Origin of the sequence: Marinobacterium aestuariivivens, from assembly GCF_042661465.1 — a bacterium.
In the GTDB taxonomy this organism is placed as follows: Bacteria; Pseudomonadota; Gammaproteobacteria; order Pseudomonadales; family Balneatricaceae; genus Marinobacterium_A; species Marinobacterium_A aestuariivivens.
On the sequence record NZ_JBHSWE010000001.1, the window covers coordinates 1,687,800 to 1,699,738 of the forward strand.

14 protein-coding genes and 2 pseudogenes are annotated in these 11,939 nt (G+C 64.9%); 13 read left to right on the top strand and 3 right to left on the bottom strand.

Features of this window, described 5'->3' with window-relative positions; translation table 11 throughout:
• Positions 1 to 84: 84 nt before the first annotated feature.
• From acsA to ACFQDL_RS08865, 7 genes and pseudogenes are all read left to right on the top strand, one after another.
• Positions 85 to 1,872 carry an acetate--CoA ligase gene (acsA, locus tag ACFQDL_RS08835; RefSeq protein ID WP_379908683.1) on the top strand — a complete coding sequence of 596 codons (1,788 nt, stop codon included), beginning with the start codon at positions 85 to 87 and terminating at the stop codon, positions 1,870 to 1,872.
• Positions 1,869 to 2,867 carry a pyruvate dehydrogenase (acetyl-transferring) E1 component subunit alpha gene (gene pdhA, locus ACFQDL_RS08840; RefSeq protein ID WP_379908684.1) on the top strand — a complete coding sequence of 333 codons (999 nt, stop codon included), beginning with the start codon at positions 1,869 to 1,871 and terminating at the stop codon, positions 2,865 to 2,867. Before acsA ends, pdhA begins: the two co-directional genes overlap by 4 nt.
• Positions 2,864 to 3,345: pseudogene (locus ACFQDL_RS08845) on the top strand (alpha-ketoacid dehydrogenase subunit beta); the annotation flags it as partial. The gene pdhA and the pseudogene ACFQDL_RS08845, both read left to right, overlap by 4 nt.
• Before the next feature lie 138 nt (positions 3,346 to 3,483).
• Positions 3,484 to 3,849 (top strand): transketolase C-terminal domain-containing protein, encoded by a 366-nt coding sequence (locus ACFQDL_RS08850; protein WP_379912976.1) that lies wholly within the window; start codon positions 3,484 to 3,486, stop codon positions 3,847 to 3,849.
• Between the two features lie 11 nt (positions 3,850 to 3,860).
• Positions 3,861 to 4,058: pseudogene (locus tag ACFQDL_RS08855) on the top strand (biotin/lipoyl-containing protein); the annotation flags it as partial.
• Between the two features lie 302 nt (positions 4,059 to 4,360).
• The gene (locus ACFQDL_RS08860) at positions 4,361 to 5,017 is read left to right on the top strand and encodes a 2-oxo acid dehydrogenase subunit E2 (RefSeq protein ID WP_379908685.1); all 657 of its coding nucleotides are present in this window, start codon (positions 4,361 to 4,363) and stop codon (positions 5,015 to 5,017) included.
• A gap of 14 nt (positions 5,018 to 5,031) precedes the next feature.
• Positions 5,032 to 5,277, top strand: coding sequence for an acyl carrier protein (locus ACFQDL_RS08865; protein WP_379908686.1), 246 nt, complete (start codon positions 5,032 to 5,034; stop codon positions 5,275 to 5,277).
• A gap of 152 nt (positions 5,278 to 5,429) precedes the next feature.
• Here ACFQDL_RS08865 and ACFQDL_RS08870 read toward each other — a convergent pair whose 3' ends face one another.
• Together ACFQDL_RS08870 and ACFQDL_RS08875 are read right to left on the bottom strand one after the other, a co-directional pair.
• The gene (locus ACFQDL_RS08870) at positions 5,430 to 6,005 is read right to left on the bottom strand and encodes an Hsp20/alpha crystallin family protein (RefSeq protein WP_379908687.1); all 576 of its coding nucleotides are present in this window, start codon (positions 6,003 to 6,005) and stop codon (positions 5,430 to 5,432) included.
• A gap of 195 nt (positions 6,006 to 6,200) precedes the next feature.
• Complete coding sequence (locus ACFQDL_RS08875; RefSeq protein ID WP_379908688.1) at positions 6,201 to 7,415, bottom strand: cyanate transporter; 1,215 nt, start codon at positions 7,413 to 7,415, stop codon at positions 6,201 to 6,203.
• A 195-nt stretch (positions 7,416 to 7,610) separates the two neighbouring features.
• On the opposite strand from ACFQDL_RS08875, the gene ACFQDL_RS08880 reads away from it, so the two are divergent.
• From ACFQDL_RS08880 to ACFQDL_RS08905, 6 genes are all read left to right on the top strand, one after another.
• Complete coding sequence (locus ACFQDL_RS08880; protein WP_379908689.1) at positions 7,611 to 8,162, top strand: LysR family transcriptional regulator; 552 nt, start codon at positions 7,611 to 7,613, stop codon at positions 8,160 to 8,162.
• Positions 8,087 to 8,482, top strand: coding sequence for a LysR substrate-binding domain-containing protein (locus ACFQDL_RS08885; protein ID WP_379908690.1), 396 nt, complete (start codon positions 8,087 to 8,089; stop codon positions 8,480 to 8,482). Before ACFQDL_RS08880 ends, ACFQDL_RS08885 begins: the two co-directional genes overlap by 76 nt.
• 152 nt (positions 8,483 to 8,634) lie before the next feature.
• Positions 8,635 to 9,042: a DUF6627 family protein gene (locus ACFQDL_RS08890; RefSeq protein WP_379908691.1), complete on the top strand. Its 408-nt coding sequence runs from the start codon at positions 8,635 to 8,637 to the stop codon at positions 9,040 to 9,042.
• A gap of 113 nt (positions 9,043 to 9,155) precedes the next feature.
• Positions 9,156 to 10,034: a PA2778 family cysteine peptidase gene (locus tag ACFQDL_RS08895; protein ID WP_379908692.1), complete on the top strand. Its 879-nt coding sequence runs from the start codon at positions 9,156 to 9,158 to the stop codon at positions 10,032 to 10,034.
• 98 nt (positions 10,035 to 10,132) lie between these two features.
• Entirely contained in the window at positions 10,133 to 10,342 is a 210-nt protein-coding gene (locus tag ACFQDL_RS08900) for a hypothetical protein (protein WP_379908693.1), read from the top strand.
• Between the two features lie 232 nt (positions 10,343 to 10,574).
• Positions 10,575 to 10,880, top strand: a complete 306-nt coding sequence (locus tag ACFQDL_RS08905) for a c-type cytochrome (protein ID WP_379908694.1) — start codon at positions 10,575 to 10,577, stop codon at positions 10,878 to 10,880.
• 127 nt (positions 10,881 to 11,007) lie between these two features.
• On the opposite strand, the gene ACFQDL_RS08910 is transcribed toward ACFQDL_RS08905, so the two are convergent.
• Positions 11,008 to 11,937 (bottom strand): flagellar motor protein MotB, encoded by a 930-nt coding sequence (locus ACFQDL_RS08910; protein ID WP_379912978.1) that lies wholly within the window; start codon positions 11,935 to 11,937, stop codon positions 11,008 to 11,010.
• Positions 11,938 to 11,939 lie beyond the last annotated feature (2 nt).

Sequence of the window (11,939 nt, forward strand, 5' to 3'; positions counted from 1 at the left end):
GGCCCATACCCACATTTACACAAGGGTTAAATCCTGATCTATGCTGCCTGTAACCCATCCGCCCCAGGTATTGGCGGTGATTCTGTGCGCTTGACCGTTCAGTGGAGCCATGACCGTGCCCTTTCATGCCATCACCAAGCCCCCGAAAACCTCGCCCGCGCGCCCAACCTGCAGGACTACGACAGCTTCACCGCCGGCTACGGTCTCGATCAGGCCCGGGCCCTGGTGGAGGGGCTGCCACAGGGCGGGCTCAACATCGCCCACGAGGCGGTCGACCGCCATGTTCATGCGGGCCGGGGCGACAGGATCGCGCTGCGCTGGCTGGGCAAGGACGACAGCGTCCGCGAGTACAGTTATCGCCAGCTGATGGCCGAGAGCAACCGCTTCGCCTCGGTGCTTTCAGGCCTCGGCATCGGCCGCGGCGAGCGGGTATTCAGCCTCTGCGGCCGGCAGCCCGAGCTCTATATTGCCGCGCTCGGCACCCTGAAGAACGGCTCGGTGTTTTCGCCCCTTTTCGCCGCCTTCGGCCCGGAGCCGGTGCGTTCACGAATGGAAATCGGCGAAGCACGGCTGCTGGTGACCACCGCCAGCCTCTACCGCAAAAAGGTTCTGCCCTGGCGCAACGAACTGCCCTCGCTCGGGCAGGTACTGCTGATCGATGCCGGCGACGACCTGCCGGACGGCTGCCTCAGCCTGGCCGCACTGATGGCCGACGCCGACCCCGGGCATGCCGTTGCCGCGACCCGGCCCGATGACATGGCGCTGCTGCACTTCACCAGCGGCACCACCGGCCGGCCCAAGGGCGCGATCCATGTCCATGAAGCGGTCGTCTTTCACACCCTCACCGGCCTCTATGCACTGGACCTGCACCCGGACGATATCTACTGGTGCACCGCCGACCCCGGCTGGGTCACCGGCACCTCCTACGGCATCATCGCGCCGCTGAGCCTGGGCGTGACCCTGATCGTCGACGAGGCGGAGTTCGACGCCGAGCGCTGGTACCGCATACTCGAGCAGCAACGGGTCGCGGTCTGGTATACCGCGCCGACCGCGATCCGCATGCTGATGAAGGCCGGCAGCGAGTTCGCACAGCAGCACGACCTCTCGGCGCTGCGCTTTCTGGCCAGCGTCGGCGAACCCCTCAATCCCGAAGCGGTGGTCTGGGGTCAGCGCACCTTCGGCATCCCGTTCCACGACAACTGGTGGCAGACCGAGACCGGCGGCATCATGATCGCCAACTACGCCGCCGAGACGGTCAAGCCCGGTTCCATGGGCCGTCCGCTGCCCGGTATCGAGGCGGGCATCGTCCGGCGCACCGATACCGGTGTCAGCGAAGTGACCGCTGCCGGCGAGGTCGGCGAACTGGCACTGAAGCCCGGGTGGCCGTCGATGTTCCGTGGCTACCTGCACGAACAGGCCCGTTACGAAAAATGCTTCGCCGGCGGCTGGTACCTCAGCGGCGACCTGGCCAGCCGCGACGAGGACGGCTATTACTGGTTCGTCGGGCGGGCCGACGATGTGATCAAGTCCGCCGGCCACCTGATCGGCCCGTTCGAAGTCGAAAGCGCACTGCTGGAACACCCGGCCGTCGCCGAGGCGGCCGTGGTCGGGATACCGGACGAGGTCGCCGGCGAAACCATCAAGGCCTACGTCGCCCTGAAGCCCGGCTTCTGTGCGTCCGGGGAGCTGCGCCGGGAGATTCAAGGCCTCGCGCGCAAGCGTCTCGGAGCGGCCGTGGCGCCGAAGGCGATCGCGTTTCGCGAGAACCTGCCCAAGACCCGCAGCGGCAAGATCATGCGCCGGTTGCTGAAGGCGCGGGAGCTGGGGCTGCCGGAAGGCGACATTTCCACCCTGGAGAGCGATGAACGATGAGCGGTCAGTCGAGCGGCAAACCCCATATCAATCGCGACCATCTGCTGGCGCTGCTGACCGGCATGGTTCGCGTCAGACGCTTCGAGGAGAAGTGCGCCGAACTCTATACCCGGGAAAAGATCCGCGGCTTTCTGCATCTTTATATCGGCGAAGAGGCGGTCGCCGTCGGCATCAACCAGGCCCTGCGCCCGGAGGATGCGCTAATCTCGACCTACCGCGAGCACGGTCATGCCCTGGCCCGCGGCATTGCGATGGGACCGGTAATGGCCGAGATGTACGGCAAGGTCAGCGGCTGCAGCCACGGCCGCGGCGGCTCGATGCACCTGTTCGATGCCGAACACCGCTTCTACGGCGGCAATGCCATCGTGGCCGGAGGCCTGCCGCTGGCGGTGGGCCTGGCACTGGCCGACCGGATGCGCGGGCAGAACCGGGTGACGGCCTGTTTCTTCGGCGAAGGCGCCGCGGCCGAGGGCGAGTTCCACGAGAGCCTGAACCTGGCAGCGCTCTGGAAGCTGCCGATCCTGTTCGTCTGCGAGAACAACCTTTATGCCATGGGCACGGCACTGGAGCTCTCCGAATCGGAAAAGCACATTTACCTCAAGGCCCGCAGCTACGGTATCGAGGCCTGGCCGGTGGATGGCATGAACGTCGTCGATGTCGAGGCCGCGGCAACCAAGGCCTGCGACGCCATACGCGAGGGTGGCGGACCACGCTTCCTCGAATGCAAGACCTACCGTTTTCGCGGCCATTCGATGTTCGACACCCAGCTCTACCGCGAGAAGGAGGAGATCGAACGCTGGCAGAAGCAGGGCCCCATCGTGCGGCTGCAGGACTGGATGCAGGCCAACCGGCTGCTGCACGAAGGTGATCTGCCGGGCATCGAAAAAATCGTCGACGCCGAGGTCGAAGAGGCCGTGGCCTTCGCCGAGTCCGCCGCGTTCGAGCCGGAAAGCGAGCTCGGGACCAATGTCTACACCCCGAGGGTCGACGCATGAGCCAGGGCAGCGAAACCACCTACCGTGAAGCCATTCGCGAAGCGATTCGTGAGGCGCTTCAGGACGATGACCGGGTCTTTCTGATGGGCGAGGATGTCGGTCATTACGGTGGCTGTTATGCCGTCACCAAGGGTCTGCTGCAGGAGTTCGGCCCCGAGCGCATCCGCGATACGCCGCTGTCCGAATCGGGCTTCGTCGGCGCCGGCGTCGGCGCCGCACTCGGCGGCATGAGACCCATTGTCGAGATCATGACGGTGAACTTCAGCCTGCTGGCGCTGGATCAGATCGTCAACAACGCCGCCACCATCCGCCACATGTCCGGCGGGCAGTTCAGCGTGCCCTGGTGATCCGCATGGCGACCGGCGCCGGTCGCCAGCTGGCCGCCCAGCATTCCCACAGCTTCGAATGCTGGTACGCCCATGTCCCGGGGCTGAAGGTACTGGTGCCCGGCACCCTCGACGACGCCCGCCATATGCTGAAAATGGCGCTGGCCGACCCGGATCCGGTGATCATCTTCGAGCATGTGCTGCTGTACAACCGGACCGGCGAGTTATCCACAGCCCCGCCACCGCCGATGGAACAGGCGGCCGTGCGCCGCCAGGGGCGCGACGTTTCGATGATCACCTACGGCGGCAGCCTGCCCAAGGCCCTGGAGGCGGCCGGGCAGCTGGCCCGGGACGGCATCGAGGCCGAGGTCCTGGACCTGCGCTGCCTGCGCCCGCTCGATACCGCCGCAATCATGGCAACGGTCGGCCGTACCCGTCGCGCCGTCGTGATCGACGAAGGCTGGCGCAGCGGCAGCCTGGCCGGCGAGATCAGCGCCCTCATCATGGAGCAGGCGTTTTGGGAACTGGACGCACCGGTGGCCCGGGTCTGCAGCGAGGAGGTGCCGATCCCCTATCCGCAGCATCTCGAGCAGGCCGTACTGCCGCAGGTACCCGATATCATCGCCGCGGTCAGCCATCTGATGGAGCGCTCATGAGCGAGCTGAAAATGCCCTCCTTCGGCGCCGACATGGACGCCGGCACCCTGGTGCAGTGGCATGTTAAGCCCGGTGACAGAGTCGCCAGGGGCGACATCGTTGCGGTGATCGAGACCCAGAAGGGTGCCATCGACATGGAAGTGTTCGATGCCGGCACGATCGATGCGCTGCTGGTGCAGGAGGGTGAAAAGGTACCGGTCGGCACACCGATCGCATCCATCGACAGCGGCAGCGGGGTCGCGCAAGCGAGCGCCGAAGCCGCAGCGGCGCCCGCCGAACCGCCCGCCCCCTCGGCACCGGCTATCGGAAAAGCCACAGAGCAGGCACCCGGCCCTCGCATCAAGGCCTCCCCCGGGCCCGGGTTCTGGCCTGTGCCGGCAACCTCGACCTGGCCAGGATCAGCGGCAGCGGTCCCGCAGGCGCCATACTGGAAGCCGATATCGAGCGTGCTCTCGGCAAACCGCAAGCCCCTGCAGGGACAGCGAAGCAGGGACCCTTCGAGCCGGCCAGTATGCGCCGGGCCATCGCTGCGGCGATGAGTCGGTCGAAACGGGAAATCCCCCACTACTATCTCGAGCACAGTATCGATATTTCGAAGGCTCAGGACTGGCTGCAGGCCCACAATGCCGAGCGGACGCCGGAACAGCGGCTCCTGCTCGGTGCGCTGCTGGTCCGGGCAGCCGCGCTGACGCTGAAACAGACGCCCGAGCTCAACGGCTACTATACCGACGGCCGCTTCGATCCCAGCTCCTCGGTCCATATCGGCATGGCGATCAATATCCGCGGCGGCGGTCTGGTGGTACCGGCCCTGCTCGATGCCGACCAGGCCTCTCTGGAGCAGTTGATGGAGCGGCTGAAGGACCTGACCGGGCGCGCCCGCCACGGTGGCCTGCGCAGCTCGGAGATGAGTGCGGCGACGGTCACCCTGACCAGTCTGGGGGACAGGGGCGTGGACAGCGTCCTGGGGGTGATTTTCCCGCCCCAGGTCGCCATCCTGGGATTCGGCACCCCGGTGCTGCGCCCCTGGATCACGGATACGGGCAGCGTCGAGGCGCGCCCGGTGCTCAGGGTGACGCTGGCCGCCGATCACCGCGTCAGCGACGGCCACCTCGGCGCCCGCTTTCTGCGCGAACTGACCAGAAAACTGCAATCCCCCGAATCCCTTTGAACGGAGTTCCAGGCATGGAGCGAGCGACACTGTACCGGATCCTCAGCGAAGAGCTGCTCAATATCGCACCGGAAGCCGAACTCGATTCGGTGGACGAAAACGCCGATCTCCGCGAGGAGCTCGATCTCGACTCGCTGGACTTCCTCAACCTGATCATCGCCCTCGGCAAAAGGGTCGGCGTGCAGATTCCGGAGGCGGACTACGGCCGCATCCACAGCCTCAGCGCGCTGCTGGATTACCTGGAAAATCGTGAGGCGTGAGGCGTGGGGGCCACAATACTTGTAGGGTGCTGGTAAGCGAAGCGCACCGCACCGCCATCCGAAATGGTGCTGTTCGCGTTGCTCACCGGCACCCTACGAAATGATAATGGCTTGCAGAGGCCACCGGCAGGCGGCCCCAGCTTCGCATTGTCTCAGTCGCCGATCTCGACGCTCTTGACCGTGCCCTCCGCCACTTCGCGCCGCGGAATGCGGATCTTCAGTACGCCATCCTTCATATTGGCCGCGATGGCGTCGATATCGGCATCGTCGGGCAGCGACAGCACCCGCTGGAACATGCCGTAACGGCGCTCGACGCGGTAGTAGTGCTTCTCCCTGTCTTCCTGCTCCTCGCGCTTTTCGCCGCGGATGGTCAGCACGTCGCCCTTGATATCGAGCGACAGGTCCGACCGGGTCATCCCCGGCGCCTCGAGGCTGACCTCGTAGCTTTTCTCGTCGCTGGAAACATTCAGCCGCGGCCGGAACGTCGCGTCGTCCGCCATCCCGGACCAGTCGGGGATGGAAGGCAGCGACCGCAGGCCGAAGCCCCTGAACGCCTCGTCGAACAGGCGGTCGATCTCCCGATGCAGCTGCATCATCGGGTGGCTGGCACTGCCCGCCGTCGGCGGATTGTCGACGGACGAGCGCTGTATCGGTATCTGACTGTCGGCCGCGGGAGTCCCTTCCTCGTGCTTGAACCAGTTCCAGGGATTCAGTTTCTGCAGATTCATCACCCTACCTCCTGACAATACGGTTACATCGGCGCAGGCAGAAAATCGCTCCTGCAATTTCTGCACAAAGGCCATCCCTAGCCTAGCCCTGTTTCAGTCCACCTGCCCATGACCGGTATCAGGCTCCGGTAATGTTCACCCGCCTACGCAATGGTCAGGGGCTTCATTATCGAGATAGGTGCGAACGGGCAGATTTCAAGCCACCGGGACGCGCATCGCACGGGGATAACCGACGGGATCGAAGCGCATGCTGACCAGCAGCATCGCCACGGCCAGACAACCGTGCAGCCCCCAGGCGCTGGTGAAGTCACCACCGCCGTCGAGCAGCGCGCCGACCAGCCAGGGGCCCGTTGCGGTGATCAGAAATCCGAGGCCCTGAACGAAGGCGGTCAGAGCGCCGGCGGCCCGGGAATCGGGCAGATGGTCGAGACTGAGAATCAGACTCAGCGAAAAGCAGCCGCCGAGACCCCCGCCCGCCAGGGCGATCCAGAGCAATGGCGCCTGCAGCGGGGCCAGTACGAAGCCGGCAAAGCCCAGTGCCTGCAGCAGCATCACGGTATAGAGCCCGCGACGGCGATCGGAACTGCCCCTGACCCACAGCGGCATCAGCAGCGCCGCCGCAGCCTGGAACAGCGCCATCCAGGCCAGCAGATTGCCGCTTTGCTGCGCCGCCAGGCCAAGGTCGCGATAGAAGGAGGGTAGCCAGGCCACCAGGCTGGCATAACCGCTGTTGGCGAGCCCGAAATAGACCGCCAGAAGCCAGGCGCGCCGGTTCCTCACAAAGCCCCGGACAGACATCCGGGCCGAGGCGGCCTCCTGCAGCGGCACCGGCGGAGCCTGCCAGAACCACAGCAGCACGGCCGCCAGCGCGGGAAACGCCCAGACCGCCAGGCCCCAGCGCCAGCTCGACGTCGCTGCCGCCAGCGCCGGGCTGACCAGGGCTCCAAGAGCCCCGCCGCCCACCAGCGCGGCCGAATAGAGCCCCATCGCCAGGGCAATACGGTCGCTGAACCAGCGCTTCGCCACGCCGGGCATCAACGCCTGCACCGTGGCGACACCGGCACCGGTCAGGATCGCGGTCAATATCAGTCCGGCGCCGCTGCCGACCTCCAGCCGGGCGCCGCAGCCGGCCGCCAGCACCAGCAACGCACCCAGCAGGACAGGCTGCTCGCCGAAACGATGTACCAGCCCGCCACCGAGAAAGGCCAGCAGCCCCATCAGCACGAAAGGCAGGGTCGTCAGGATGGCCGCCGCGCGATAATCCAGGCCGGTGTCACTGCGCACCAGGTCCAGTACCGGCCCCAGCGAGGTCAGGAAGGGACGCAAATTAAGCCCGATCAGCACCAGCAGCAGCAGACCACCGATTCGCAGTGCCGGTTGCGTTGCGGCCACATCCGACTGCGTGCTCATGCGCCGGCCCGCAACCGCAGCAAAACCCGCTGCAGGAGGTTGCTGTCGTTATGCATCCCTATTCTCCGTCTGTTGTCACAATCCCGAGCCGCAAAGACTCAATACTGGTCGCTCTGGTTACTGGTCACAGTCTACCGAGCCGGGCTAATATTCAGTAATTAAATATCTAACTACCTGTCAGTGGGAATTCGAATAATGTTTTCAACCCTGGATCCGGTACTGCTGCGCAGCTTCGTCGCCGTCGTCGAAAGCGGCAGCTTTACCCGGGCCGGGGACAGGGTCCACCTCAGCCAGTCCACGGTCAGCCAGCAGATCCGGCGCCTCGAGGAGCAGCTGGGCTGCGCCCTGCTCGACCGTCATGGCCGCTACGTCGCCACCACCGAACAGGGCCAGCACCTGCTCGGTTATGCACGCCGGCTTCTGAACCTGATGAACGAGGCGGTCGAACAGTTGCAGCAGGGGCAACGGCAGAACGAACTGCGAATCGGCGTGCCCGAGGATTTCGCGGCCGAGCGCCTGACACCCACCCTGGCGGGCTTTGCCCGGGACCACCCCGATACCCGCCTGGAAGTGACCAGCGATCTGAGCAGCCGACTCTGGCAGCAGTTTTCCGCCGGCGCCTTCGAGCTGGTACTGGTCAAGCAGCGCCGCGGGCAAGCGCCGGCGCAGGCATGCTGGCCCGAGCCCTGGCCTGGTTCGACAGCCTCCGGACACCGGTACATTGTCGCGACCCGCTGCCGCTGGTGATGTTCCCGGTCGACGGGCTCTATCGTGACGAGATGGTGCACGCGCTGGAAAGTGCCGGCCGGCGCTGGCGTGTCAGTTATATCAGTGCCAGTCTCGCCAGCCTGCGCTCGGCGGTCGCCGACGGTCTCGGCGTCAGCCTGTTGCCGCGGCGCCTGGCCCATGAGGGTCATCTGCGGCTGGAGGCCGGCGATGGTTTTATCGCTCCGGCCTCCATCGAACTGGCGTTGCATTACCAGAGTCCAGCCCCGGCACGGGTGCAGGACCTGGCGGACCGGCTGCGACGGCTCTGTGCAGCTACGGCCCTGCCCGCCGGCACTTAAGGCCCCGCCCCCCGATCGGCAATTCTGAAGCCCGCGGGACCGCCACGGACTGCGGCGGTCCTCAGCCTGTTGGAGCAAGAATTAATCTCATATTCATTCATCTGTGACTAAGCTAGAAGTTGCACGGAATTCATTCATCCAGGAGGTCTCCCATGTTGATGTACTCATCCAGATTTCTGCGTGCCATCCTGGCGCGTATCCTGATGGCCGCGATGCTGCTGTTCCCGGTACTCGCCCAGGCCGCGCCCGTCTCCACTTCGTCGCTGATGCAGGCCGACAGCGCCGTCAGCCTCGATGCCGACCGGGAAAAACTGCTGTCGCTGATCGAGCGCGAGGACGTCGCCGAGCAGCTCGGCGCCCTCGGTGTGGACAGCGCCGACGCCAAGCAGCGCGTGGCCGACATGTCGGCCGCCGAAGTCGCCGAACTGAACCAGCAGATCGACGACCTGCCGGCCGGCAGCGGCGTCGTTGGCGTCATCGTGCTGATCTTCATCGTTTTCATCATTACCGACGCCATCGGCGCGACCAACGTGTTCAACTTCGTCCACCCGGTTCGTTAGACAGCAGCGGTGCCGGCACAAGCCTTCGCATAACAGTCCTGCTGATCGGCTTTCTGCTGATCAGCGGCTGTGCCAGCCGCCTGCCGACCGAGCAGATAGACAGGCTCGCCGAAGTGCTGCCCGCCCGTATGGAGCTGACCCAGGTCCCCTTTTATCCCCAGGAGCTTTACCAGTGCGGACCGGCTGCGTTGGCGACCGTGCTGAACCATCACCGGCGCCCCGTTGCGCCCGCCACGCTGGTGCCACAGGTCTATATCCCGGAACGCCAGGGTAGCCTGCAGATCGAGATGAAGGTCGCGGCACGCCGATACGGCCTGCTGGCATTCGAGGGGCCCCGGAGTATGGAAGGCCTACTGACTGAAATCGCCGTCGGGCGACCGGTCATCGTGCTGCAGAACCTCGGCTTCGACATTGCACCGCAATGGCACTATGCCGTTGTCGTCGGCTATGACCTCGGGCAGCAGATCCTGATTCTGCGCTCCGGCACCGAACGACGCCTCGAAACACCGTTCGGCCTGTTCGAACGGACCTGGGCCCGCAGCGGTCACTGGTCGCTGCTCGCACTGCCCCCGTCGCTACTGCCTCGGGAGACCCGCCCTGCGACGGTCATCCGTGCGGCCCTCGATATCGAACCGGTCGATGCCGTGGCGGCCCGTGCTACGCTGCGGGCCGCGGCCGAACGCTGGCCCGACCACTTCCTGGTCAATATGGCCGCCGGCAACGCCGAACTGGGTGCCGGCCGGGCCGACAGCGCCAGCGCCCGCTTTCGGCACGCCCTGAGGTTGCAGCCGATGGCCGCCGAGGCCTGGAACAACCTGGCCTATAGCCTCGAGGGTGAGGGCTGTCGGGACCAGGCTCGAAGCGCTATCGCCTGCGCCGTTCGACTCGCTCCCGACAACCCGGACCTGCGCGACAGCTTCCGCGAACTGTCGGGGACAACGACGACGGACTCCGGTCGCTGCCCGCCGCTGCCGGCCTGCCCCGCTCAGTAAACCGCCGCCAGACCGCAATGAGCCTTGGCCGTGCCCCTGCAATAAAACCGCAATGAATCCGCTGTATCCTGATCGGAACAATAAAGGAGGATGACATCATGGCTCACCACGACCTGAGCACTCAGCTGAAGCAGTTGCTGAAACGGGGCTACTCGATCGAGGATATCCGCAATCTGGTGATCGCACCGCGGGCCGAACTCGAGCGCGCCATTCTGGATTTCGAACACCAGCAGCGACTGGAACGACAGCAGGCCAGAAACCTGCGTGGCCAGGCCGACTTTGCGATGGGCCTGCGTCGACATCACTGAATTTCCCTCCCCGCTCGGGCCCCACGCCGGTAAATCTGCTTAATATCAAGGCGCCGCCGTTCAGCAATCATTCAACCTGAATGACTTATTTACTTTAAGGACGATCTGGTCCTAAACTTCGGTGGCTTTTGACAGGAACCACTGAACGAGTCGCAAAGGGCCTCGCCGGGGCCTGACTGACTCCCTTTGGCGGCTCCCTGAGCCGACTTACGAGCACTGAGGGAACAATGATATGAAGAAACTGATGATTCTGGCCGCAACCGCCGTCCTGGCGCTGCCGCTGACCGCCAACGCCGAACGCAGCGGCGAAGAGATCTACAACGCCAAGTGCAGCGTTTGCCACGCCGCCGGCGTTGCAGGCGCACCCAAGTTCGGCAATGCCGAAGAGTGGGCACCGCGTGCCGAAAAAGGTTTGGACGCCCTGCTGGCAACCGCCAAGAGCGGCCTCAATGCCATGCCCCCGATGGGCACCTGCATGGACTGCAGCGACACCGAAATGCAGGCTGCCATCCAGTACATGTTGGATGCCGCAAAGTAAGGTCGCCTGATCCGATTAAAGAACCGCCGAATTTCGGCGGTTTTTTTGCATGGATCGGCATGTGTAGGAGCCCGGCTTCCGGGCGAATTCTTCTGAATATTCGCCCGGAGGCCGGGCTCCTGCATGATCAGAAAATCTCGCCCGGCGCCAGCCGCTCGCCTTCGCTGTCGCCGTCCGGCCGCGCCTGAATCGGCTCCAGCAGCTCCTGGTCGCGGCCCTTCTGGATCACGATCTCGACCCGGCGGTTGCGGGCACGATTCGCGGATGTGTTGTTCGGCACCAGCGCATGGGTGTCGGCCAGGCCGCTGACGGTGAAACGCGACTGGTCCATGCGCGGATCGGAAAACAGCTCATGGGCCACTGCCAGCGCGCGGGCGGCGGACAGGTCCCAGTTCGATTCGAAGCGGGTCCCCCCATAGGGCACGTTGTCCGAATGCCCCTGCACCTCCACCTTGCCTTTCACGCCCAGCAGCACGTCACGGATCTTGGCGATGACCGGGATGGAGTCGAATTTCAGCTCCGCCGAGCCGGAGTCGAAGGATCCCTTTTCCTTGACCCGGATAATGATGCGCGAGCCATCGGTTTCGACCTCGACGGCTCCCTCCCCGATCTCCTTGGACAGCGCCATGGCGAACTCGACCGCCTCCTGTTCCGCCTCCTGCTCGAGCAGCTCCATCAGCGCCTCGATATCCTCCCTGACGGCATCGCGGGTGTTCTGCTCCCCTTCCCGCGAGCGGATATCGAGGGTGTTGAGGTCATTGTTGACCGTCATCTGCCGCACTTCGTTGAGCGGTGTCGGCTCGGGACGGCCCGGGCTGAATTCCTGGGCGATCACCGAGGTACCCTTGGGAATATCATCGACCTTGATCTGATTCTGCACGCCGAACGCTTCGCGCATCGAGCCGGCCAGCTGTTTGAACTTCAGCACGTCCATCTCGGAAAAGGACAGCAGCAGCACGAAAAAGCACATCAGCAACGACATCAGGTCGGCGAAGGTCGCCATCCAGGCCGGCAGGCCCGGCGGACATTTGCAGCCCTTTTCGTCTTCGTCTTCCATCA